A 22,137-nucleotide genomic window follows, 5' to 3' on the forward strand; every position below is an offset into this window, starting at 1 on the left:
ACTCTGGTACAGGTTTTGTTTTTCCAGACTGAGGTCCTGCCATGATTCCTCCCTCGCCACGGCGCGTACCGCACACCATTACCCAGCTCGAACGGGTCAGGCAGGATGATTACGCCTGGATGAAGGACGAGAACTGGCAGAAAGTCCTGCGTGATCCGTCCCTGCTCCGCACGGATATCGCCGAAGCCCTGCGCGAGGAAAACAGCTACACCGAGCACTGTCTGGCCGATATGGCGCCAGAACGCGCCGCGCTGCTTCAGGAAATGATCGGCCGTATTCCTCCGGCAGAAGATTCCGTTCCCTGGCCCGATGGGGCATGGCTCTATTTTTCCCGCTTCGCCAAGGATGCACAGCATCCGGTCTATCTGCGCCGCCCCCGGTCCGGCGGTGAGGATCAGGTCCTGCTCGATGTCGAGGCGCTGGCCAAAAGCCAGGCCTATTTCGCCCTGGCTGGCGTCCGTCATTCCGATGACCACCGGGTGTTTGTCTATGCCGCCGATACGCAGGGTTCAGAGGTCTATCGCCTGCACAGCATCGATACGACCACCGGTGATGCCTTTGCCCCTCCTGTCGAGAGCGCCGCAGGCAGCTTCGTGATCTCGCCCGACAGTGCCTGGCTGTTCTGGATCTACCGTGATGACCACGGACGGCCGTCACGCGTCTATCGTCGTCCTCTGGCGGGCGGCGAGGATGTTCTTGTGTTCGATGAGCCCGATTCAGGCTTTTTCCTGAGCCTGTCGGTCACAGCATCACGCCAATGGATCCTGATCGAACGTGGCGATCATGACACCAACGAGACGCTGCTGATCCCCGCCAGCGACCCGACACAGGCACCTTGCATCGCATCGCCCCTCAAGCGGGGCGAGCGTTATACCCTCACGCACTGGAATGACCGCTTCATCATTCTCACCAATGCGGAAGGGGCGGTCGATTTCCAGTTCATGCAGGCGCCGGACCAGTCGCCATCGAGAGAGAACTGGACGCCTTTCCTCGCGCATGAGCCGGGGCGCTTCCTGCTGGGCGCCGCAGCCTGTCGGGACTATCTCGCCTGGGCGGAACGGGTGAACGGCAATATCGAGATTCATGTCGTGTCAGAGAGCGCTGCGGGGAACCGTGCCGGGAACAATACCGATCAGGGCGATATCCGCACGAAGGTCCGCACGATCGGCATGAAGGAGCCCGCTTTCGACCTTACCCTGCTGGGCTTTCTCGAATACGAGGACAGCATCCTGCGCTATATCTATGAATCACCGACGACGCCCGCGCACTGGTACGATCTGGATATGCGCACAGGCGAGCAGAGCCTGAAGAAAATTCGTGAAATTCCCTCGGGTCATGATCCGTCCCTTTACGAGACCCATCGCCTGTTCGCCATCGCCTCTGACGGCGCAGAGGTGCCCGTCACCGTTCTCAAGCGCCGGGACACCCCATGCGACGGAACGGCTCCCCTCCTGCTCTACGGGTACGGGTCTTACGGCATCTCGATGGAGTCCGGGTTCAGCACCTCGGTGTTCAGCCTTGTCGATCGCGGCTGGGTCTATGCGGTCGCGCATATCCGTGGTGGCTCGGAAAAGGGCTGGAACTGGTTCCTTGAGGGTCGCGGCAAACACAAGCCCAACAGCTTTACCGATTTCGTGGCCTGCGCCCATCATCTGGTTAGGCAGGGCTACGGACAGGCCGGGCGTATCGTGGCGCATGGCGGTTCTGCGGGCGGGTTGCTCATGGGGGCGGTTGCCAATCTTGCCCCGGAACTGTTTGCCGGCATCGCTGCCCAGGTACCGTTTGTCGATGTGCTGAACACGATGTCAGATGACACCCTGCCACTTACCCCGCCGGAATGGCCCGAATGGGGGAACCCGCTGGAAGACCGTGACGCGTATGATCTGATCGCCAGCTATTCGCCCTATGACAATATCCGACCCGTGGCCTACCCCCCGGTTCTGGCGATGGGTGGGTTGTCGGACCCCCGTGTGACCTATTGGGAGCCGGCAAAATGGATCGCGAAACTGCGTGAAGTTGCCACGGGCGGGCCCTTCCTGTGCCGTATCAACATGGATGCCGGGCACGGGGGCTCGTCAGGCCGGTTCAAGCGGCTGGAAGAAGTCGCCTATGTCTACGGTTTCGCACTTTGGGCCATGGCGCGTCGCCCGCTGCCGGATCAGACTCCCTGATCCGGAACCCGGCCCCCTTCATACGGGGCCGGGACGATAATCAGTCGTCGCTATCGGCCTGGGGGCGTGGCCTTATAGCGGCACACATGGCCGGGAGCTTGGGATCGGCCTCACCCTTGGTGCGGCACAACGTCCGGGCATCCGTGCCGCAAACCTCGATCGTCTCCTCAAAATCGGATTCGAGCACATCGCGCGCTACAGCCGCATCCTGGTTGTTGCTATCCGAGTCCTGGTTCGCCACGATCTTCTGCGTCTTGTGCAGCTCCTTGAGCGCCTCCACACAGCTGTCGCTGGCCGAGTCCGGGTCGGTCTGGAGAACGGCCAGAATCCGGTTAAGCACCGAGGCAGGATCATTCTTGGGCTTGGGCGCAGCCTGCGCCGAAAGGGGCAGACCCACCATGAGGGCGGCTAGAACAGGCAGAGCTTTCTTCATGGAATCAGGATAATTGGGTTTTCATCCTTTGAAAACGCCCAAAATAAAGGGTTTCATGGGGTTGAAGCTCAGTCGGGAGTTGACTCTGACCGGAGCCATGAGTATTCCGACCACCTCTCGCGGGCGCGACGCCCGTTCGTCTTGCATGGCCCGGGAAGCAAATTATCATGAAGATTCGTAACAGCCTCAAATCTGCCAAGATCCGCGACAAGGACTGCCGCGTCGTTCGCCGTCGTGGCCGCGTCTATGTCATCAACAAGAAGAACCCGCGCATGAAGGCTCGCCAGGGCTAATTCCCTGCTGATGCCGAAACGGAGCTTTCGCCCCGTTTTGACGCGTTACACGGCCCTTCGCGGGGCCGTCGTCAGGCCGTGTCTGCTCCTGGGCAGCGCGGCTTTTGTCGTTCTGGCCCTCTCCCCGGCCAAGGGATCGCCTGACGGCCACCCGGCGCCCGGCCACAAACCCGGCCTGCACAGAGCTGCCACCTCTCCGTCAATCCCTGACAAGACGAGCACGAGCCGCACGGACAAAGGGCCAAACGCGTCTGTAGGCACGCCCCCCGCGATGCGAGATAACAGCAAGCCGGATTCCGCCAAGCCCTCTCCCGGTGCCAAGCCCCCCAGCGCGCCAAAGCCCGACCCCCTTCAGGAGACGAGCAAGGCCCTGCGTATGGCGCATACGGCCACAGAAGCCCGCGCGCTGGAACGACGCGCCGAGACGCTGCGCCAGAAGAACCTCTCTGCCAGCACGCGCCTGTTGCTGGAAAATGCGGATTCGAGCCTTAAGGCCCATGATTATCGCAAGGCCGAGGCGGCACTCGACAACGCCCTTGTGCTTCAGCCTGACAAGCCATTCATCCGGCGCGGCCGGGCGCGGGTGCGCTATGCGGCGGGCGATTTCGAAGGGGCGATCAGCGATCTGGGCGTTGCCCTGCAGAAAGACCCTGACGACCCGCTTTCATGGCAGTTGCTCTCGCAGGTCGAGGAGGAACGTCACGATCTCAAGGCGGCCCTGCAGGCAGCCCGACAGCTTCTTGTGGTCGATCCGCTGGCCAGCGGTGGTGCCAAACGTGTGAAGGCGCTGCAGGCCCAACTGGATGGACGCGCCATTTAAAGCGCGTCACGATCTCAACTCTGCCTTGATTATGCAGTTTGATAAGATGTCGAAGTCAAAGGAGAACATCATGTTCAAGAAGAACAAGGCTCAGGTTACCGAACTGACGGCCCCCGAGGCCCAGAAGAAGGGCTGCTGCATCAGCAAGATGTGCGGCTCGGCCAAGCCGCAGACCAAGGAAGCCATCCTGGGTGGCCTGACCTTCCTCAGCATGTTCGGCCCCAAGAAGCTGCGTCCCCATCTGCAGCACCTCCTCGCCGTGATCGCCATCGTGACCTTCGTCGTCAAGGCCATCAAGCCCAAGCGCGAAGACAAGTCCGCCTGATTTTTACTCCTTCCCTCGACCTCGCCTGGGGATGACAAGGCTCCTCACCAGGCGAGGGCGATACCGGGGGTGCCCGGCCCCGGCAGGGCGCTGCCCTGCACCCGTGAAGGGGCCTGCCCCTTCCATCCCCGCTTCCAAGTAAGCAGGTTTCCAAAGGACAATTGTCCTTTGGCGGGATTTGGGGCAGCGCCCCAATGCCAATAAGTCCGGCGAAACGCTTCCTGTCTAGAGAAACGAAATCGGGTCGATATCGATATCGATGCGCTCATGGCTCGTCAGTTTCACGCCGTCGAGCCATGCCCGCAGGATGGGCTGAACCGCCACATTGCGTCTGGTACGCAGCAGGAGGCGACGCCGATGGCGACCCCGAAGAATAGCGAGAGGGGCCGGTGCAGGGCCAAGCACCTGGATACCGGCGCCTTCCGGGGCACGTGCGCCCAGCAGATTGGCAACCTTATCAGCGGCCTCGGCTGAATCCGCACTGACTATGACCGCCGCCAGACGCCCGTAGGGCGGCCAGAAACCGGGCTTTCGCTGCGCCGATTCCTGCTCCATGAACGCCAGATAATCGTTCGAGACGAGCGCCTTCATGACGGGATGATCCCCCAGATAGCTCTGGAGCAGAACCGTCCCGGGCTTTTCCGCACGGCCAGCGCGACCCGCCACCTGATGCAGAAGCTGGACCGTGCGCTCGGCGGCACGCAGGTCGCCACCGCCAAGTCCGAGATCGGCATCAACCACGCCCACAAGAGTGAGGTCAGGGAAATGCCAGCCCTTGGCAACAATCTGGGTACCGATCACAAGGTCGATCTCGCGATCGCTGATGCGCCTGACTGCGTCGGCCGTCGCTGAGGGCGAGCCCAGCGTATCGGAGGCCATGACCAGAATACGCGCATCGGGAAAATGCAGCCGTGCTTCCTCATGCACGCGCTCGATACCCGGCCCGACGGCCACGAGGCTGGATTCGGCAGCGCAGGACGGGCAGGTATCGGGCAGGGGCTCATGATGCCCGCAATGGTGACAGGTCAGGATCTGCCGGGCCCGATGCTCGACCAGCCAGGCCGAGCAATTGGGGCACTCCATACGATGACCGCAGGCACGGCACAGGGTGAGGGGCGCATAGCCACGACGGTTGAGGAACAGCATGGCCTGTTCCTCACGCGCAAAGGTTGCGCTGATGGCATCTGTCAGGGCAGGCGACAGAAACTGGCCGCGCTCGGGCGGCGCCCGGCGCATATCGACAAGGCGCACATCGGGCAACGTGGCGTTGCCGTGGCGGCTATGCAGCACCACGTGCTGGTAGCGCCCGTGCTCCACATTGGTGAGCGTCTCAAGGCTGGGCGTAGCAGAAACAAGAATGGCCGGCACATCTGACAGGCGCGCCCGGACAATGGCCATATCGCGCCCGTGATAGGTTACACCCTCTTCCTGCTTGAAGGCTGTCTCATGCTCCTCATCCACCACGATCAGACCGAGATCGGGGAAGGGCAGAAACAGGGCCGATCGTGCGCCCACCACGACCGGGGCCTGACCTTTGGCAATGGCATGCCATGTCTCGCGGCGTTTCTTGCCGCCCAGTTCGGAATGCCAGAGCGCAGGCTGCACACCAAAGCGTCTGGCAAAGCGATCTGTCCACTGCGTGGAAAGCGCAATTTCGGGCAGCAGCACGAGACATTGCCGGTTGGCCGCAAGACAGGCGCCGATGGCCTCGAAATAGACTTCGGTCTTGCCAGAGCCGGTCACCCCCTCAAGCAGGGTGACGCCAAAGCTGTGCCCCTGCACTGCACTGGCCAGTATGTGCGCGGCGGCCTGCTGTTCGTCTGAAAGATGGGGAGGATGAAAAGCAGGGTCTGGCGTGGCAAATAGCGGTGCCGAAACCAGAGGGACCTCCTGCAGCAATCCGGCTGCCGCCAGCCCCCGCAGGACAGATGACGAGACGCCGGTCTTTTCCGTCAGGCTTGCGGTAGAGAGGGGAACCTCACTGACGGCCTCCAGCACCGACTGGCGCGCCTGCGTCATGCGCAATCCTGCCGGGTCGGCCTGCCCCCTGACCCAACCGAGCTGAACCTTTGTGGGCATGGTGTGACGGGCGCGAATGGCCATGGCAAGCACAAGGCCGGGCGGCGTCAGGGTATAAGCGGCCAGCCAGTCGATAAACCGCCTGAGATCACCCGGTATGGCAGGCATATCGAGCCGCCCCAGCACAGGCTTGAGGCGTGTGAGGGCAATGGGGCGTGCAGCGGCGGGTGCAAAATCGGCGGGAACGTCGCTTTGCGTGTCCCACACGCAGCCGGTCTCCTGACGTCGCCCGAGCGGAACACTGACCAGGTCACCCGGCGCAACCGCGCCTTCAGGCGCAAGATAATCAAGGGCTGTGGGAAAAGGCAGCGGCAGCAGAACGCTGATGCGCACAGCTCTCTCGCCATCTGCCTTCAGCTTCACTAAGCTCGGTTCTGTCATGCTGCCCAAGCGCCCCCTTCTGCCCTGCCCTCTTAGCCGAGACGAGGTCCGCCGTCATGCTGATGCATGAATGTCTCGATTCATGGCTCGACTGGCTGACCCATGAAAAGCGGGCGCGCCCCAACACTGTTCTGGCCTATCGCAACGATGTCGCAACCGCTCTGGCATTTCTGGGCGAGCATCTGGGGCAGGAGCCCGATCTCTCCGCCTTTGCCTCCTTGCGCACGAGCGATTTCAGGGCATGGCTGGCCTATGACACGAACCGAGCCGAAAGCGGAAAAGGCACGCCCGATGGTCGTGCCCGCTCGCGCGCCAGACGGGTCTCGGCATTACGGTCATTCTACCACTATCTCCATATCAGGCACGGGGTCAGCGCCAGCGCCCTGCGCCAGCTCAAGGCGCCAAAGACACGCAAGCGTCTGCCGCGCCCGCTCTCACGCGACATGGCACGCAGTGCAGCCTCCGATATTGCAGCCCTTGAGAAGCACCCGCTTTGCGCAGCGCGCGATGAAGCCCTGTTCACCCTGCTTTATGGCGCGGGCCTGCGTATTGGCGAAGCATTGGCGCTCGATCTGCGTGATTGCGACCGCGCTGCGGAGTCCGGGTTGCGCGTTACCGGCAAGGGCGGTCGGGAGCGACTTGTGCCGCTTCTGCCAAATGTCCTCAAGGCACTGGCCCTATGGCGCAGCCAGCACCCCTGCCCGGCCCCGGAGGCGCCGCTCTTCGTGGGGTTACGCGGCAAGCGTCTGCAACCCGCCGTGGCGCGCCGTGTCATGCAGGTCTGGCGTGAGCAGAGCGGTCTGGACAACAGCGCCACCCCTCACGCACTGCGTCACTCCTTCGCCACCCATCTGCTGGAGGGCGGTGCGGATCTGCGTGCCATCCAGGAACTCCTGGGTCACGCCAGCCTTTCTACGACGCAGGCCTATACGCTGGCCGATGAACGCCACCTCCTTGCCGTCTGGCAGGCCCATCCACGCGCAAGGAAATAACAAGAATGATGCGCCCTGTTGCCTTTCTCCTCGCCATCATGCTGGCGGGCTCAGGCCTGTCTCGTGCCCATGCCGGCCCCTGCACGCCCGAACGCATTGCCGACATTCCGCTCCATAATGACGGGCTGTTCCTGAATGCCCCTGTCGTGCTCGATGGACGTCAGGCGCGATTCATTGTCGATACGGGTTCTGAAGGCAGCCTGATCACGCCAGAGGCCGCCTCGGCTCTCAAGCTCGCAGCCGATCCGGCGCATCTGACCGTCATACAGGGGCCAAACGGGCGTGGTCAGCTCGCCCCCAACATGATGATACGCGCTCTGTCCATCGGGCTGCTCCCTCTGGGCTCGCGCTCGATACCACTCGGCGCCCTGCCGGGACTTCCGGCTCTCACACCCCCGATTGCCGGTCTCATGGGCGTCGATCTGCTGCGCGGCATGGATGTCGAGTTCAATGTACCGCAAAAACGCCTTACGCTATGGCGTTCACCCTCACGCGACGCACGCTGCCCCATCGCGCCTTCATGGCCTGCCGGTTACACGACTTTGCGGGCCAGGCGCGAGGGTGCCCGTCTGGCACTGTCTTTCACGCTGGACGGTCATGACGGGCTTGCCTTGCTCGATAGCGGCGCACGCTCTCACATACTCTCACGGCGCTTTGCCAACGCCATGGGCATCAGCGACGATATCCTGCGCCGGGATCAGGGCGGCGTGACAAGCGGCGTGGATCTCAATGCACGCTGGTATCACTGGCATCATTTTCACGAACTGCACTTGCAGGAAGAAAAGCCCGGTACCGGCAATCCGGTGTGGAAAGACCCGGTACTGACCGTGTCCGACATGCGAGACAATGCCGACATGCTACTCGGAGCCGACTGGTTTGCCCAGCATGATATCTGGATCTCGTTCGGCACCGGACAGGTCTGGGTGCGTTAAGCCGCCGCACATCGGGACATATCGAAAGTCGGGGAGTGTTCCGTGGTGGAGCTGAGGGGAATCGAACCCCTGACCTCCTCATTGCGAACGAGGCGCTCTCCCATCTGAGCTACAGCCCCACGGAACGCGTCGGAAGCTACACGGTCCTGTCCCAAAGTCAAGATTCGCCTGCTTTATGGTCACTTCCGCCACTGGCCAGAGCGCTTGCGCAGCTCACATGTTGTCTCATGGCCCTGCCAAACGCTAAGCTAGGCATTCCATCGTTTTTCGAAGAGACCGGATTTGCTGATCATCACCGTCTACAACATCATCATGATGCTGATTCAGCTCTTCACATGGGCGCTATTGCTTTACTGTGTGATGAGCATGCTGGTGGGTTTCCGGATTCTCGATCCAGGCAACCGCTTCGTCTACAATGTCGTGATTTTTCTTGGTCGCATTGTCGAGCCCGTGCTGAACCCCGTACGCTCGATCCTGCCGCAATTCGGCGCCCTTGATCTGAGCCCGCTCGCCGTCCTGCTGGGGCTCCAGTATCTTGTCGTGCCAGTGCTCAACCGACTGGTTTTTGCCTCACTGCATGGCAGTTTCTAAAGACGTATCGCCAGCGCGCCTTGCGATAGCTGGCCACGCTGACAGGCGTGTCAGTCACGACCGACCATCGTCGACTTACCGGCCTCTCCAAACCGGAAACTGGCCGGAGATTCTGATCCGGCCAATATCAAGCGGCAAACCTAGTCGGCAACGTCGCTGAGCTCGTGCCAGCCAAGCTTGGCAGACAGCAATGATGCCGTCTGACGCACCTGAGGGGCCAGCGCCTTCATACGCAGGAGCGGCATCTCACCTGCCCCACCCGTCACGCTGATTGACGCCACAATGCAACCAGACGCGTCACGCACAGGCGACGCAACGCAGTGAATACCGATCTCGTCATCTTCAAGATCGAACACGCAATCGGTCGAGCGATAAAAGCGCATGCGATTGATCCAGCTCGACAGCCCGGCAGGCATATGGCGATAACTGGTGCGATAAAGACGCGTCCATTCAGCTTCCGGCTCATCCAGAATCAGCGCGCGCCCCGTGCCCGTGCGTGCAAGGGGAAGGTGCTGACCTGTCCGGCTACGGACTGCAAGAGGCATGCGCCCTTCCAGACGCATCAGATAGATTACGGCGCTGTCTGCACGAACGCCCAGATGGACCATGCGACCGGTTGTCTCATTGAGGGTTTGCAGCAAAGGGGCAGCAAGCCCCAGCAGGGGAGTGACAAGCTGTGTCTGGGTCGTGAGCGAGGTCAGTTTTTCACCCAGACCATAACGCCCCATGGATTTCAGGCGTAACCAGCCCTGCTGCAACAGGGCGGCGGTGAGGCGCTGGGTGGTGCTGCGTGTGCAGCCGATCTCGAGCGCCAATTCGGAAAGCGTATCGACGCCAGCCCTGACAGCCAGAATGATAGACAAACCACGGCCCAGCGTCTGGGTACCCTGGGGCCAGTCTTTATCCGAATATGCCACATGCCGCTCCATGTTCTTTGAACGGTGCCTTGGACTTTGAAAGGGCTTCTCGTTCGCTTTTGAGACTTTTTATTGCTCCGCAAGGGAGGCATAGAAGCATCTCATAGCGTTATTCACGGGCGAATAAACACTTATCTTCGTTTTCCGGTCACATCTATGTAATCAAGACGTGGGTAGTTCACATTTTTTGTCAAATCAGTGTTTATAGGAAGAAATTCTTATCTGGTAAAGTGTCGGCCAATATTTCCCGGTAACGAATAATCTATCATTCTCTCGATCATAGGCGATGCCATTTGGTACAGCATCCGGATCATCGAGAGCGACCTCTTCTTCCAGGTTCGTCACATCGACCCATGATTTCACTTGACCCGTTACGGGATCGATTCTGGCTATTTCTGGAGTCATCCATATATTGGCCCATATTTCACCATGAATATATTCCAGCTCATTCAGTCTGTTTACTGGAACACCATCAGCAGTTACGCAAAGCTTGCTGATGACATGTAATGATACAGGGTCGAGACGCTTGAGGCACGGCGTTCCATCCGAAAGAATCAGTGTCTTGTCATCATGGGTCAGGCCCCACCCCTCGCCCTCGTAGTGAAATCGCCCCCTCAGCGTCAGCGAAGGAAAATCCCAGACATAGCCGCTGCCACTACGCCATGTGACGCTGATCAGACGGTCCTGCCAGTCAACAATACCCTCACCGAAATGCCCATCCGGCACGGTAACCTGTGCAAGGGTTTTACCTGAGTGCAATTCAACCCGGCGAATGACCGAGCGCCCCGACAGCCCCGTACTCTCGAACAGCATACCGTTGCGGTAAAACAATCCCTCGGTGAAAGCCGAGGGGTCATGGGGAAAACGGGCGATAATCTGCGCTGGCTCGACAGGGGTACTGGCATAACCTGTTGTCACAAACAGAGACGCTGTCATTGCCAGACTAAAAAACTGGATAATACAGGGAGAGAACAGACGCATGGCGGAGCTTCTTGCTGGCAGGCTTACGCGCTCGCTATACGCCCGCCAGCCAGTTTCCAACAATCACCCTCTCTCGATCCATCAACCGGCAGGCTTATCCTGTCTCGTGCGAGGAGGCGGATCGTGAGGCCTGGTCAGGTTGGTGGGCCGTTTATCGCCATGAACGCCTTGCCGATACGCTTTGCCACGGCGTGGATCTGTTCCTCACTGCAATCAACCGGCAATTCAAAACGCTTGCGCTGGACAAGGCGTGTCTGACACAGCGCCATGAATTGCTCGGCTGCAAAAAGCGGATCATCGGTTACGATCGCACCACGCTCGACCCAGTGCTCGATCCACTCCGTCATGGTCTTGAGCGTGCGTCCGAAGCCATGACGCCAGAATGTATCGGCCAGAACCGGAAAATGCGGCGCTTCGGACACGATGATACGATAGAGACGCAGCGGGCCAGGCTGAAGCAGAACGGTGATAAAGCGCTCGGCCAGCTTTGTGGCTGCTTCCTCACATGTCATGGCCGTCAGGTGACTCTGACAAATGGCGGGCGCCAGCTTACCTCGGCTCAGATCCTCGATGACAGCGCCAAACAGCGCTGCCTTGTTCTCGAAATGGTTGTAGAGTGTCCCTTTCGACACACCGGCGCGACAGGCAATCTGGGACATGGAAGCCCCTTCATAGCCGGATTCGAGAAAGATCGCCTCGGCCCCATCGAGAATCTGGCGGCGCTTGGCGTTGCAGGCCGCACTCTCCCTGGCGTGGTCTTCATTGTCGGGCGAGGCAATAATGTCGTTCTTGTTCAACCGGTCCATCCGTCTGACGCATTGGTCTGATGCCGGTGGGCAACGCGCAAAACTCAAGGGCGGCCCGATGGCGGACCCTCAGAACTGACCGAACGGGTCGATCAGTGCAAGCCAAAACTGCCCGATACGCGCCAATCCTTCAGAACTGCAACGAGAATGACTTCAATGTGTCCAGGAAAGGTCTAGGCATTGCGCCTGCGGATCGCGATAAATCGGTTGAGACGACCCGTTTTCAGAGACATGAGATCCTTATGACCCCTACAAACCCGAATGCGTCGCGCCCCAGCCGAGCCCTGCCCCCGGGAGTTGTCACAGGTGATGACTATCTCACCCTGATTGAGGCCTGCAAGCAGGGCGGATATGCTCTTCCTGCCGTCAATGTTGTGGGCACCGACAGTGTCAATGCCGTGCTCGAAGCCGCAGCGAAAAACAATTCCGATGTCATCGTTCAGTGCTCCAATGGCGGTGCACGTTTCTACGCCGGCGAGGGTCTGGCTGATCAGCACAGGGCCCGCGTGCTGGGCGCTGCCTCGATGGCCCGCCATGTCCATCTTCTGGCCAAGGAATACGGCATCTGCGTGATCCTTCACACAGACCACGCCGATCGCAAGCTCATCCCCTGGGTGGAAGGTCTGCTCGATCTGAGTGAAGCTGAGGTTGCCGCCGGACGCCCACCTCTTTTCTCCTCGCACATGATCGATCTCTCCGCCGAGCCACTTGAGGACAACCTGGCTGAATGTGCGCGCCTTCTGCCCCGCATGGCCAAGCTCGGGATCAGCCTGGAAATCGAACTGGGTGTTACAGGTGGTGAAGAAGACGGTGTGGGCCATGATCTCGAAGATCATGAGGACAATGCCCATCTCTATACGCAGCCCGAGGACGTCCTGACCGCTTGGAACCGTCTCTCGCCGCTCGGTCACGTCACTGTGGCGGCGTCCTTCGGCAATGTGCATGGCGTCTACAAGCCGGGCAACGTGCAGCTTCGGCCTGAGATCCTGCTCCATTCGCAGGAGCACGTCGCTGAAAAAACCGGCCTTGGCCCCAAGCCGCTCGCCCTCGTCTTTCATGGCGGATCGGGTTCGGAAAAGGACAAGATCACCGCTGCCGTGTCCTATGGTGTGTTCAAGATGAACATCGACACCGATGTGCAGTTTGCGTTTGCCAATGGCATTGGCCAATACGTGCTCGATCACTCCAAGGCCTTCCTGCACCAGATCGACCCCGAGACCGACGCCCCCTACAAGAAGTTCTACGACCCGCGCAAATGGCTGCGCGTTGGTGAAAAGAGCATCGTCGACCGTCTGGAGGAGGCATTTGCCGATCTCGGGTCGAAAGGCAGATCCATCGCTACCAGGGACTGAAGGCCGTGACCTGCGAGATCGTCAGGGCGTTCAGCGTCGTGCCAAGCCAGACCGCGCTGTTCGAATCCACCTACGGGCCGGAAGGCCCGTGGGTACGGCTCTACCGCAATGTCCGCGACTATCTCGGCACGCGCCTCATTGCCGATCTCGACAAGCCAGGCGACTATATCGCCATCGATGAATGGACATCGCACCAGGCCTATCTGGATTTCCAGAAGGATCATCCCGATGCCTTTGCAGCCCTCAATGAGGCCTGCTCGCCCCTGCTTCAGGACTGGCATTTCATCGGGGCATTTCGGGTCGTGACAACCGCCTGAGGCCATCTTCCGGCTTACGGGAGGGGCAAACGCACTGCGTCTTGTCGCAGCGACACAGCCATGGCCGGGTCAAGTAACACTATGAAGAAAATCGGATGAATCGGGCAGAAAGTCCTTGCATCCGGGGGGCATGACCTTTAATCGGGCGGCCTTGGCCCAAGGGGGCATGTTGCCCAACAGGCTGTCTACTGGTTTAGAGGTACGTGATGAACGCACTTGCTCAACTGGGGATGGTATCGGGACTCCCGAGAGATAACCAGACTGTCACATCGAACACATCTCATGAAGAGGTGTGCAAGGATTACTTCATTGAGCGTGATGGTGAACGCTTCGCCGGTCATCACCTGCTGATCGATTTCTGGGACGCCACGAATCTGGACGATCCCGCAGCGATCGACGCCACGCTTTGCGAGGCAGCGGTTACCGCAGGGGCAACAATCCTGCACAGCCACTTCCATCACTTCACGCCCAATGGCGGCGTGTCGGGCGTGATCGTGCTGGCCGAAAGCCACATCTCGATCCACACATGGCCCGAGCGCAATTTTGCCGCCGTTGACGTATTCATGTGCGGCGCCTGCGACCCGAATCTGACGATTCCGGTCATGCAGCGTCTTTTCCAGGCCGGTCGCGTCGTCTCTGACGAAGTGCGTCGTGGTCGTGAAAAGATCTCGCCTGCAGGCTGAGCGCGTTACGCTGCGCTCAAAGGCAGATAAGGCCGGGCCCGTTGCCCGGCCTTTTTTTTGATAAAATTGGGAGAGACCGCCTCATGTCTGAATCCTGGATCAACGAAACCCTCTACCCCGACTGGGGCCAGCGTTTTCGCGTCACGCGCGAGCTCGCACGCGTCAAGAGCGACTTTCAGGACATCGTCGTCTTTGAAAGCGACTTCCACGGCCGCGTGCTCGTTCTCGATGGCGTCATCCAGATCACCGAGCGCGATGAATTCGTCTATCAGGAAATGCTCACGCATGTCCCGCTTCTGACCCACCCCGATGCCAAGCGCGTACTGATCATCGGCGCAGGCGATGGTGGCGTGCTCCGTCGCGTGCTTCAGCACAAGACCGTTGAAAAGGCCGTCATGGTCGAGATCGACGGAGCGGTTATCGAGCTTTCCAAGCAGCATCTCCCCAATATCGCTGGCGACGCCTGGAATGACCCGCGCGCCGATGTCATCGTCGGCGATGGTATCGACTATGTCGCCAAGGCAGCGGACGGCTCGTTCGATGTCATCATCGTCGACTCGACCGATCCGATCGGCGTGGGCGAAGTGCTCTTCACCGATGCCTTCTACAAGGATTGCGCCCGCATCCTCTCCGCTCAGGGTCTGATCGTGAACCAGTGCGGCGTGCCATTCATGCAGGCGGATGAACTGCGTGAAACCAGCCTGCGCCGTGCCAGCTTCTTCCCGCATGTCTCGGCCTATGTTGCCGCCGTGCCGACCTATGTCGGTGGTTTCATGACGCTTGGCGTTGCTGCGAAGGGCGTGAACCCGACAAAGCAGACCGTCGAGGACGTGCGTACCCGCGCAGAGGCCGCGGGTATTCTGGGCACGACACGTTACTGGACCCCGGAAATCCATGTCGGCAGCTTCAACCTGCCGCCATATATCGCTGAGAACCTGCCCAAGCAGGAAGGCTGATCGGCGTCCCCGGACAGACATCTGTATGTCCGGGGTATGCAGGGCTCTGCCCTGCACCCGCGGAGGGATTTGCCCCTTCGAGCCCCGCTTCGGCTCTTGATCAGATTTGCAAAGGACGACTGTCCTTTGGCGGGGCATGGGGCAGCGCCTCCTGTCAGGACCGCTCTGACCGGGCTCTAATAGCCCGAACCGCTCAGCAGGCGAATAACGATAGCCTGCCATTCTTCCATCAGATCACCATGGCCCATCGCGTAACCGGCGCGCCGGTACCAGTAGCGGGCATTGTCAGTGTCACCTTCGACGCGATGAAGCCAGCCATGAACCCAGTTACATTCCGGGTCACGCTCATTGGCCTGCACGATCTCATGGGCGGCCGCCCAGTCCTCCCGTTTGGCCCACCACAGTGCAAGCAGCGCTGGTGACACAGGATCGGGCGGAATACCGTCTTGCAGGCTTTCCTTGAATACGGACAGGGTCATGCTCATCGGACAACCTCCCAGTCATACCGGACTCCGGTCATATTCTCGGAAGCCTGCCAGAGCTTGGACGCAAGGGGAAGCCCCGTGGCTCTGGGTGGAATAATGGCAGGCCCCGGTGGCCCGCGTCGTTCCCCACGACCGAGCGGCCCGTAATAGCCCCCATCACGCGCCTTGGGAGACAGGGCCGCATGGAGAATAGGCTCGGCACCCGCAGTAACATCCTGCCCCAGCAGCCGGAACAGGGCATTGCCGACACGATCCTGCCCATAAGCCAGCAGGCGTGAAACGGGCGTCTGCGCCCCACTCAGCGCGGCGCTGTTGGAAATGATGGAGCTGGTGGACCAGCCAGGATGAGCGGTGCGAACATGCAAAGGCGCCCCCGCCTCGTGAGCGCGCCGGTTGAGCTCAAGGCTGAACATCAGATTGGCCAGCTTGCTCTGACTGTAGCGGTCGAAGCGGCGATAACGCCCGGCAGCGTTCAGATCATCGAGCGGAATATCGCCCCGCCATGCAGCGAGAGACGCCACCGTGACAATATGGGCCTGACCGGCAATGAGCGAAGGCAGAAGCCGGCCGGTCAGCGCAAAGTGCCCAAGATGGTTTGTGCCGAACTGGAGTTCGAATCCGTCCTGTGTGGTGCGACGCTGCGCAGGTGCCATGACCCCGGCATTATTGATGAGCACATGCACAGGTTGGTCGGCCATACGCTCGGCAAAACGTGCAATGGAGGCCAGCGAGGCAAGATCGAGCCCCTCAAAGCGCAAGACGGCATCGGGAAGAGCCGCCTGGATTGTCGCCAGCGCAGCTCGTCCCTTTTCGGCATTGCGCCCTGTCACGATAACCTCGGCACCAGTGCGGGCCAGGCCAAGAGCCGTTGCAAGGCCAAGTCCGCCCGTTGCGCCTGTGACGATCGCCGTTTTACCCCGGCAGGAAGGATAAACGTCACTCATGCCCTGGCCTTTCCTGAGCGTTCCTCGGCCTTGGCCTCCTTTAAGGCCTCATCGGTCAGACGCTTTTCGTTCTTCTTGAGGAAGTAGAGACAGACACCGAGAAAGATCACGACGAGTGAGCCGATACCGATGGCCAGGGGCCCGGATAGACTCAGGATTTCCTTGCCGAGGAAATAGGTCGCGATAGCGTACCCACCGGCCCACACCACACCACCAAGCGCATTGTGCCAGAGAAAGGAGCGCCAGGGCATATGGTTTGCCCCGGCAAGGAGGGCCACGAATACGCGCAGGATCGCGACAAAGCGCCCGACAAAAACAACGGTTCCGCCATGACGCTTGAACAGGTAGCGACCCAGCAGCAGGCGCTCATGGGTCAGGCCAACCTTGCCGCCATGCTTTTGCAGGATCTTGAACCCGATCGAACGACCGATCAGATAGCCGAAATTATCACCCATGATGGCACCCGTCACGGCCGCAACGGCAACCCATCGGATTTCAAGATGATGCGTGGTCGCGGCATAGAGGGCCGCCCCGATAATCAGGCTCTCGGCAGGGAGCGGCAGGCCCATGCTCTCGAGCATGACGACGACGCCGACAATGCCGTAGCCATATTCCTTGAGCAGATGTTCCAGATAATGCAGCAGGGCTCTGATCCTTGCAGGCGTAGCGATAAAGAGATCGACTTGATGCCTGAAAGCCGCTCCCAGGAAAACTCGTCAGATGGTTTCTCCCGGATTATCCTGAATCCCATGACGAATCCATCTTCGATCCCTTCCGGTTCCTGGCCTTCCTGGGTGTCATCCGACCTCGTTGCAGGGCGTAGCGTGTCCCTTTCCGAGCTTCGGGCACAGGGAGACAGGTTATACTGGCTCGAAGGCAGACCGCAGGAAGGGGGGCGCACGGCCCTTGTCAGCCTCAAACGCGGCGAAACGCCACGGGATTTGCTCCCCATCGATTACCAAATCGGCACAAATGTCCATGAATATGGTGGCGGCGCCTATGAGGTGTCGTCATGTCAGAAAGTCGTTTTCAGCGATCGCAAGACCGGGGCAGTCTCGCTCTATCATCCCGATGGCAGCATCACCCCCATGGCCTGCACAGCGGGCTGCGCCTATGCAGATTTCAGTTTCGATGCCACTGGCCGCGGCGTTTTCTGCGTCCGGGAAGATCATCGCGGGGAAGGCGAACCCCAAGCCGCCATTGTCTGGCTCGACAGGCAGGACGAAATCGTTCTGGTCGAAGGTGATGATTTCTACGCCGCACCGCGCCCCGCGCCCGGTAACGGGCATCTGGTATGGATAAGCTGGTCCCACCCCGACATGCCCTGGGATGCCACGAGACTCCTCATCGCACCGCTATCATGGCAGGCACGGCGCCCGCATAGTGGCGCAGCACGCATACTCGCAGGCGATGATACACAATGCAGCTGTGTCGATCCTGTCTGGGAAAGCGCTGACACGCTTCTGGTCAGTCTGGACGCGCTGGGCAGCTGGCGGCCTTGCCGCTTTTTCATCCCAAATGAGACAGACACACCAGTCGGCCCCAACTATCTGCCAGATCCGGGAGGAGAGACAGGCTTTCCGCACTGGGTTTTCGGTCAGCGCAGCCTGTCGCCCATCGGTCAGGGGCGTGTCATGGCCCAGATCATTACAGGGGGTCTGAGCCATACCGCCCTGTTTGAAAATGGGGTCTGGACGACATGGCCGCATATAGACGCCGCTCAGGTACCCGTCTGGTTTGGTGACGAACCTGCCTGGATCGAGACTGCCCCCGATGCACCCCCGGCCATCGTCATTGGTCACCCGCAACGGATCATAAGACGCGCTTTCGATTTTCCACCGGGCATCGATGCGCAGGATTGTGCGATAGCCCGACCGATCACTTTCCCTGTCGGCCATGATGCATCCGGCGAGGACAGTGTCCTGTCTCACGCGCTTTTCTATGCCCCAGCGAACCGGCATCACAGTCTTGCTGGCAGCGAAAAGCCGCCTCTGGTGGTCATGGCGCATGGTGGCCCCACGGGACGGGCCAGCACAGCCTTTTCATTCAAGGTGCAGTGGTGGACCAGCCGCGGCTTTGCCGTGCTCGATGTCAATTACCGGGGATCGACCGGGTTCGGGCGCCCCTACCGCGAAGCCCTCGAAGGGCAATGGGGTGTGGTCGATGTGCAGGATTGCATAGCAGCCGTGCGCCATGTCGTCGCACAGGGGCTGGTCGACCCCGCACGCTGCGTCATACGGGGCAGCAGTGCGGGAGGACTGACCGTTCTCATGGCGCTGGCGATGTCCGATGTCTTTGCGGCGGGTTGTTCGCTTTACGGTGTGACCGATCTGCGCGCCCTGGCAGAGGAGACGCATAAATTCGAATCCCGTTATCTCGACAGGCTGATTGGCCCTTACCCCGAGCAGGCCGCTCTCTATCTGCAACGCTCACCGATCAGCCATGTCGAGACGATCAGATCTCCCACACTGTTTCTGCACGGAGACCAGGACAAGGTCGTGCCTCTGGCGCAAGCACAGGCCATGCATGATGCGCTTGTAACGCGGGGGCGGCAGTCCGCCCTGCACATCTACCCCGGTGAGGGTCACGGTTTTCGTCAGCAGCAGACTCTGCAGGACAGCTTCACGCGCGAACTGGCCTTCTACCAGCAGATCTTTGCGTCATCGCAAAAGGCCTGACGGAAACGTATACGGCCCGGTCGAGGCGCATCGCAGAATGCGCCTCGATCCTGAAAACGATCAGGGTGTTGCGGAGGAGGGGGCACCCATTGCGCTGACGGGCGCAGAAAGGGCCGTATTCAGGACATCTGCAAGCCTCACCCCCGCCTGCTGCAGGCGCGTTTCGATCACCGGAAAAGCAATATCCGTGTAAGCCGCGCCGAGATCCTTTCTGCTGCCGCCGGGCAGGGCACCATAGGCAATGGAACGGGCCAGACCGTGGCTTTCATCGGTCCACTGCACAACAGCCTCATGCATGGTGTCGGGAGAAAGCGCGCCGGACCAGAATTCAGCCTGGCCAGGGGTGATCTGGCTGTTCAGCCGGTCGGCCTCCTCACGGGCTTTGGCAAAATCGATCGTATAATGCGGCCCCACGACCAGATGCCGCTCATGGTCCATAATCCCCTCATCCCACAATGAATGGAGGTTCTCATGGCCGTTCCGGTCCTGACCGAAATACGAGACCTTCACCATGTTGCCGCCCTTGTCATGGTCGCGCTCGGCAGCATGAAGGGGCTGATGCAGATCGCCCACCAGATGCACCACCCATTTCAGGGCGGCAAGACGCGCTTCGGGCGTCGCGTTCGGGTCTGCCAGCACGTGTTCCATCTCAGGCAGTTTTTCGGTGACGCAGATATCGTTGCCGCAATCGCGCGCCTTGTCATAGGTCGCGAAAGAAGCATCGGTATCGACATAGTGCCACGGCAGCGTCTGGGGCAGGCCGCCTTTTTCCGGCGGCACATGCCCGATCGTATCAGGCCATGACGCCACCTGATCGAGGCTCTGATGATGCTCAAGCGCAAGAAGCTGCGTCACGGCACTGGCAGCCTGCGGCGTAAGGCGGCTCTGTGCGATATCAGCGACGATGGCATGCCCATAGGGGCCCCATGCCTGGGCAGGCTTTGTGGCTAGGGTCAGCGCGGCAACGGAAAGCAGTGCCGGGAGGGCGAAGAGCGAGCGACGTGTCATAAGGCCTCGGAAACGAAAGCAGCAGGAAGTGCGACTACCGTTTCACTCCCGGACCGAGGATGCAAGGGATGTTATGATGACACCCGCGTCTCTCGACTCTTGATGACAGCGCGGGTGACGGGCCACCCGGAAAGACTCCGTTCGGTCGCCCGGACGATCAGTCGCCCAGTCGAACCGACCAGCCAGCCGACCAGTTTTCGCCGGGTTGAAGATGCAGCAATCCCGGCTTTTCCTCGAAAGCGCCATCGAAATCGGCCGGGCTGGAATATCCCATCCAGGGTTCGAGGCAGAGAAAATCGGAGCCGGGCTTCATCCAGATGCCAAGCTGCTCGAAACCATGCCAGGAGAAAACCAGCGCCTCGCCCGTACGGGCATAAAACCGCAGCTTGCGGCTGACCGGATGCAGGAAGATCAGCGCGTCATGGTCGAACAGGCTGTCATCGAGCGGCAGAATTCCATCCTTGACCGGGTTGGGACGCTCCCCCGGGGCAATCAGCCCTTCCTCAAGAACGGCGAGAGGCTCTGGCTCGGGAGCCTCGAATTCGAGCACATGGTCCGTCTTGGCTGTTCCCGGCACAAGCGGCCATATGAAGGCCGGATGAGCCCCGAGCGACGCATGGAGAAGGCCGCGGCTGTCCGGATTGCCCAGCGTATACGCAAGATGCAGGCCATCTTCATCGAGCGTGTATTGCAGCGTGAGCCGGAAGGCGAAGGGAAAGATCGCCCGGCTGGTCGGATCATCCTCAAGCACCAGCGTACAACCCGTCTCATGGCGTTCGACCCAGCGAAAGACGCGATCACGGGCAAAACCATGCTGCGTGAGGGTATAGTCGAGACCATCGATCAGGGCATGATTGTCGCGTAGGCGCCCTACAATCGGGAACAGGACGGGAGAATGGCGTGGCCAGGCGCCCCCGGTCCAGATGAGTTCGCGCCCCGTTTCGTCACAAAGCGAACAAAGCTCTGCACCATGGGCGGCAACACGCGCCGTAAATCGTCCATTGCTGAAGACATGGCTGTCGGACATCACTCATCGCGCTCCTGTTTCCGGCCTGCGGCAGCGATCACCCGGCAAGAGGCGATCTGGCTAAAGGTCAAACGACCTTCCCCAAAAACCATCGCAGATCAAGAGACTGTTTCGTGAGGGAGCGGTAACCCGACGTCGAGTTCCAGCCCGGCCAGACGCTGCCTGACCAGATCGAGCAGCGCGCTTTCCTCCTCGTGACAAAGCGCCCCTGCCGCTTGCACACGGGATTCGAGCCGCGCCTGCATGGCCAGCAGAATATCCGATGTCGCCTCATGCACAGCCTTGCGCCACCACATGAGTGCCTCCTGATCGTCACCACGATCGCAAAGCAGGGTCGCATAATTATGTTGCCCCCGGTAATCGCCCTCCTCTGCAGAGCGCCGATACCATGCTTCGGCCTGCGCCCTGTCTTGAGGCACTTCCCAGCCTTCCTCAAGAAAACGCGCATAAAGATTCATTGATTTGGCGTGCCCCGCCTTTGCGCCTGCCCTGAAAAGGGAGAGTGCCCGCGCCAGATCGCGCGCCACCCCCATGCCGCGCATGGTCAGAATTGCCAGATTGTAACATCCCCAGGCATCGCCTTTGAGAGCGGCTTGCTCAAAGCAGGCAGCAGCACGGGTCAGATCCTGCGTGCACCCCCAGCCGAACTGGTAACATCGCCCAAGCATATTCAGGCCGGGTCCAAACCCGGCAAGCGCCGCCCCTTCAAACCATCTGAATGCAAGGTCAGGGCGGGGGGGCATATACACGCTATCGCGTAACACCTGCCCCCATTGCACCTGTTCGAGTACATGGCCCGCACAGGCTCGTTGACGGATCCTTTCGATGGCCTCAGGCAGATTACCGCAACGCGCGGCTGTCTCTCTGTGCCCTAGGGCGGCACGACGCCTGCCACGCGCTCCGATACGAACTTGCCTGATATGTGCCATGCCGACTGTCAGCAGACGATTAAAGGGCCTGATCAGA

General features: G+C 60.4%; 23 protein-coding genes and 1 tRNA gene. 12 read left to right on the forward strand and 12 right to left on the reverse strand.

Annotated elements, in window-relative coordinates; translation table 11 throughout:
- The first annotated feature begins 41 nt into the window (after positions 1 to 41).
- Positions 42 to 2,171: a S9 family peptidase gene (locus tag ED655_RS00250; protein ID WP_122048555.1), complete on the forward strand. Its 2,130-nt coding sequence runs from the start codon at positions 42 to 44 to the stop codon at positions 2,169 to 2,171.
- Positions 2,172 to 2,211: 40 nt separating this feature from the next.
- Here the strand turns inward: ED655_RS00250 and ED655_RS00255 are convergent, their stop codons facing one another.
- The gene (locus ED655_RS00255; protein ID WP_062165539.1) at positions 2,212 to 2,604 is read right to left on the reverse strand and encodes a hypothetical protein; all 393 of its coding nucleotides are present in this window, start codon (positions 2,602 to 2,604) and stop codon (positions 2,212 to 2,214) included.
- A gap of 167 nt (positions 2,605 to 2,771) precedes the next feature.
- Between ED655_RS00255 and ykgO the strand changes: the two genes are divergently transcribed.
- From ykgO to ED655_RS00270, 3 genes are all read left to right on the forward strand, one after another.
- Positions 2,772 to 2,897 carry a type B 50S ribosomal protein L36 gene (ykgO, locus tag ED655_RS00260; RefSeq protein ID WP_025886195.1) on the forward strand — a complete coding sequence of 42 codons (126 nt, stop codon included), beginning with the start codon at positions 2,772 to 2,774 and terminating at the stop codon, positions 2,895 to 2,897.
- A 37-nt stretch (positions 2,898 to 2,934) separates the two neighbouring features.
- A complete protein-coding gene (locus ED655_RS00265; RefSeq protein ID WP_162993321.1) occupies positions 2,935 to 3,717 on the forward strand; it encodes a tetratricopeptide repeat protein in 783 nt (260 codons plus the stop codon).
- A gap of 70 nt (positions 3,718 to 3,787) precedes the next feature.
- Positions 3,788 to 4,042, forward strand: coding sequence for a hypothetical protein (locus tag ED655_RS00270; RefSeq protein ID WP_146926680.1), 255 nt, complete (start codon positions 3,788 to 3,790; stop codon positions 4,040 to 4,042).
- A gap of 225 nt (positions 4,043 to 4,267) precedes the next feature.
- Here the strand turns inward: ED655_RS00270 and ED655_RS00275 are convergent, their stop codons facing one another.
- Positions 4,268 to 6,502 carry a primosomal protein N' gene (locus ED655_RS00275; protein ID WP_122048558.1) on the reverse strand — a complete coding sequence of 745 codons (2,235 nt, stop codon included), beginning with the start codon at positions 6,500 to 6,502 and terminating at the stop codon, positions 4,268 to 4,270.
- Positions 6,503 to 6,558: 56 nt separating this feature from the next.
- On the opposite strand from ED655_RS00275, the gene ED655_RS00280 reads away from it, so the two are divergent.
- Together ED655_RS00280 and ED655_RS00285 are read left to right on the forward strand one after the other, a co-directional pair.
- Positions 6,559 to 7,494, forward strand: coding sequence for a tyrosine recombinase XerC (locus ED655_RS00280; RefSeq protein ID WP_122048559.1), 936 nt, complete (start codon positions 6,559 to 6,561; stop codon positions 7,492 to 7,494).
- 5 nt (positions 7,495 to 7,499) lie between these two features.
- On the forward strand, positions 7,500 to 8,426 hold the full coding sequence (locus tag ED655_RS00285) for an aspartyl protease family protein (protein WP_122048560.1): 927 nt from the start codon (positions 7,500 to 7,502) through the stop codon (positions 8,424 to 8,426).
- Between the two features lie 43 nt (positions 8,427 to 8,469).
- Here the strand turns inward: ED655_RS00285 and ED655_RS00290 are convergent.
- A tRNA-Ala gene (locus tag ED655_RS00290) sits at positions 8,470 to 8,545 on the reverse strand.
- 163 nt (positions 8,546 to 8,708) lie between these two features.
- Between ED655_RS00290 and ED655_RS00295 the strand changes: the two genes are divergently transcribed.
- Positions 8,709 to 9,017, forward strand: a complete 309-nt coding sequence (locus tag ED655_RS00295) for a YggT family protein (protein WP_307723612.1) — start codon at positions 8,709 to 8,711, stop codon at positions 9,015 to 9,017.
- A gap of 140 nt (positions 9,018 to 9,157) precedes the next feature.
- Here the strand turns inward: ED655_RS00295 and ED655_RS00300 are convergent, their stop codons facing one another.
- From ED655_RS00300 to ED655_RS00310, 3 genes are all read right to left on the reverse strand, one after another.
- Positions 9,158 to 9,934 (reverse strand): IclR family transcriptional regulator, encoded by a 777-nt coding sequence (locus ED655_RS00300; protein ID WP_162993322.1) that lies wholly within the window; start codon positions 9,932 to 9,934, stop codon positions 9,158 to 9,160.
- A 195-nt stretch (positions 9,935 to 10,129) separates the two neighbouring features.
- The gene (locus tag ED655_RS00305; RefSeq protein WP_205835954.1) at positions 10,130 to 10,915 is read right to left on the reverse strand and encodes a glutaminyl-peptide cyclotransferase; all 786 of its coding nucleotides are present in this window, start codon (positions 10,913 to 10,915) and stop codon (positions 10,130 to 10,132) included.
- Between the two features lie 134 nt (positions 10,916 to 11,049).
- On the reverse strand, positions 11,050 to 11,712 hold the full coding sequence (locus ED655_RS00310; protein WP_162993323.1) for a TetR/AcrR family transcriptional regulator: 663 nt from the start codon (positions 11,710 to 11,712) through the stop codon (positions 11,050 to 11,052).
- Positions 11,713 to 11,963: 251 nt separating this feature from the next.
- Here ED655_RS00310 and fbaA point away from each other — a divergent pair, with 251 nt between their 5' ends.
- The 4 genes from fbaA to speE all read left to right on the forward strand — a co-directional run bounded on the left by fbaA (position 11,964) and on the right by speE (position 15,029).
- Entirely contained in the window at positions 11,964 to 13,073 is a 1,110-nt protein-coding gene (gene fbaA / locus ED655_RS00315; protein WP_031240430.1) for a class II fructose-bisphosphate aldolase, read from the forward strand.
- Between the two features lie 5 nt (positions 13,074 to 13,078).
- Positions 13,079 to 13,390: a hypothetical protein gene (locus tag ED655_RS00320; RefSeq protein WP_122048563.1), complete on the forward strand. Its 312-nt coding sequence runs from the start codon at positions 13,079 to 13,081 to the stop codon at positions 13,388 to 13,390.
- A 206-nt stretch (positions 13,391 to 13,596) separates the two neighbouring features.
- The gene (gene speD, locus ED655_RS00325) at positions 13,597 to 14,073 is read left to right on the forward strand and encodes an adenosylmethionine decarboxylase (protein ID WP_023978244.1); all 477 of its coding nucleotides are present in this window, start codon (positions 13,597 to 13,599) and stop codon (positions 14,071 to 14,073) included.
- Between the two features lie 83 nt (positions 14,074 to 14,156).
- Positions 14,157 to 15,029, forward strand: coding sequence for a polyamine aminopropyltransferase (speE, locus tag ED655_RS00330; RefSeq protein ID WP_122038487.1), 873 nt, complete (start codon positions 14,157 to 14,159; stop codon positions 15,027 to 15,029).
- Between the two features lie 176 nt (positions 15,030 to 15,205).
- Here the strand turns inward: speE and ED655_RS00335 are convergent, their stop codons facing one another.
- Genes ED655_RS00335 through ED655_RS00345 form a run of 3 tightly spaced genes read right to left on the reverse strand, consistent with a single transcriptional unit; the run spans position 15,206 to position 17,039 of the window.
- Positions 15,206 to 15,514: a hypothetical protein gene (locus tag ED655_RS00335; protein WP_240993422.1), complete on the reverse strand. Its 309-nt coding sequence runs from the start codon at positions 15,512 to 15,514 to the stop codon at positions 15,206 to 15,208.
- Positions 15,511 to 16,458: an SDR family oxidoreductase gene (locus tag ED655_RS00340; RefSeq protein WP_122048564.1), complete on the reverse strand. Its 948-nt coding sequence runs from the start codon at positions 16,456 to 16,458 to the stop codon at positions 15,511 to 15,513. Before ED655_RS00340 ends, ED655_RS00335 begins: the two co-directional genes overlap by 4 nt.
- On the reverse strand, positions 16,455 to 17,039 hold the full coding sequence (locus ED655_RS00345) for a DedA family protein (protein ID WP_122048565.1): 585 nt from the start codon (positions 17,037 to 17,039) through the stop codon (positions 16,455 to 16,457). Before ED655_RS00345 ends, ED655_RS00340 begins: the two co-directional genes overlap by 4 nt.
- Positions 17,040 to 17,207: 168 nt before the next feature.
- On the opposite strand from ED655_RS00345, the gene ED655_RS00350 reads away from it, so the two are divergent.
- Entirely contained in the window at positions 17,208 to 19,136 is a 1,929-nt protein-coding gene (locus ED655_RS00350; RefSeq protein ID WP_122048671.1) for an alpha/beta hydrolase family protein, read from the forward strand.
- 60 nt (positions 19,137 to 19,196) lie between these two features.
- Here ED655_RS00350 and ED655_RS00355 read toward each other — a convergent pair whose 3' ends face one another.
- From ED655_RS00355 to ED655_RS00365, 3 genes are all read right to left on the reverse strand, one after another.
- Complete coding sequence (locus ED655_RS00355) at positions 19,197 to 20,144, reverse strand: S1/P1 nuclease (RefSeq protein ID WP_122048566.1); 948 nt, start codon at positions 20,142 to 20,144, stop codon at positions 19,197 to 19,199.
- A 157-nt stretch (positions 20,145 to 20,301) separates the two neighbouring features.
- Complete coding sequence (locus ED655_RS00360; RefSeq protein WP_122048567.1) at positions 20,302 to 21,171, reverse strand: aldose 1-epimerase family protein; 870 nt, start codon at positions 21,169 to 21,171, stop codon at positions 20,302 to 20,304.
- A gap of 98 nt (positions 21,172 to 21,269) precedes the next feature.
- Positions 21,270 to 22,100 carry a tetratricopeptide repeat protein gene (locus ED655_RS00365; RefSeq protein WP_122048672.1) on the reverse strand — a complete coding sequence of 277 codons (831 nt, stop codon included), beginning with the start codon at positions 22,098 to 22,100 and terminating at the stop codon, positions 21,270 to 21,272.
- Between the last annotated feature and the right edge of the window lie 37 nt (positions 22,101 to 22,137).

This window comes from Asaia bogorensis, from assembly GCF_900465345.1.
Taxonomy (GTDB): Bacteria; Pseudomonadota; Alphaproteobacteria; order Acetobacterales; family Acetobacteraceae; genus Asaia; species Asaia bogorensis_A.

Bases quoted from the DNA above. Each gene is read 5' to 3' on its own strand.
- ED655_RS00250 (WP_122048555.1), top strand. From the start codon at position 42: ATGATTCCTCCCTCGCCACGGCGCGTACCGCACACCATTACCCAGCTC.
- ED655_RS00255 (WP_062165539.1), bottom strand. From the start codon at position 2,604: ATGAAGAAAGCTCTGCCTGTTCTAGCCGCCCTCATGGTGGGTCTGCCC.
- ykgO (WP_025886195.1), top strand. From the start codon at position 2,772: ATGAAGATTCGTAACAGCCTCAAATCTGCCAAGATCCGCGACAAGGAC.
- ED655_RS00270 (WP_146926680.1), top strand. From the start codon at position 3,788: ATGTTCAAGAAGAACAAGGCTCAGGTTACCGAACTGACGGCCCCCGAG.
- ED655_RS00275 (WP_122048558.1), bottom strand. From the start codon at position 6,502: ATGACAGAACCGAGCTTAGTGAAGCTGAAGGCAGATGGCGAGAGAGCT.
- ED655_RS00280 (WP_122048559.1), top strand. From the start codon at position 6,559: ATGCTGATGCATGAATGTCTCGATTCATGGCTCGACTGGCTGACCCAT.
- ED655_RS00285 (WP_122048560.1), top strand. From the start codon at position 7,500: ATGATGCGCCCTGTTGCCTTTCTCCTCGCCATCATGCTGGCGGGCTCA.
- ED655_RS00305 (WP_205835954.1), bottom strand. From the start codon at position 10,915: ATGCGTCTGTTCTCTCCCTGTATTATCCAGTTTTTTAGTCTGGCAATG.
- fbaA (WP_031240430.1), top strand. From the start codon at position 11,964: ATGACCCCTACAAACCCGAATGCGTCGCGCCCCAGCCGAGCCCTGCCC.
- speD (WP_023978244.1), top strand. From the start codon at position 13,597: ATGAACGCACTTGCTCAACTGGGGATGGTATCGGGACTCCCGAGAGAT.
- speE (WP_122038487.1), top strand. From the start codon at position 14,157: ATGTCTGAATCCTGGATCAACGAAACCCTCTACCCCGACTGGGGCCAG.
- ED655_RS00335 (WP_240993422.1), bottom strand. From the start codon at position 15,514: ATGAGCATGACCCTGTCCGTATTCAAGGAAAGCCTGCAAGACGGTATT.
- ED655_RS00340 (WP_122048564.1), bottom strand. From the start codon at position 16,458: ATGAGTGACGTTTATCCTTCCTGCCGGGGTAAAACGGCGATCGTCACA.
- ED655_RS00345 (WP_122048565.1), bottom strand. From the start codon at position 17,039: ATGCTCGAGAGCATGGGCCTGCCGCTCCCTGCCGAGAGCCTGATTATC.
- ED655_RS00350 (WP_122048671.1), top strand. From the start codon at position 17,208: ATGACGAATCCATCTTCGATCCCTTCCGGTTCCTGGCCTTCCTGGGTG.
- ED655_RS00355 (WP_122048566.1), bottom strand. From the start codon at position 20,144: ATGACACGTCGCTCGCTCTTCGCCCTCCCGGCACTGCTTTCCGTTGCC.
- ED655_RS00360 (WP_122048567.1), bottom strand. From the start codon at position 21,171: ATGTCCGACAGCCATGTCTTCAGCAATGGACGATTTACGGCGCGTGTT.
- ED655_RS00365 (WP_122048672.1), bottom strand. From the start codon at position 22,100: ATGGCACATATCAGGCAAGTTCGTATCGGAGCGCGTGGCAGGCGTCGT.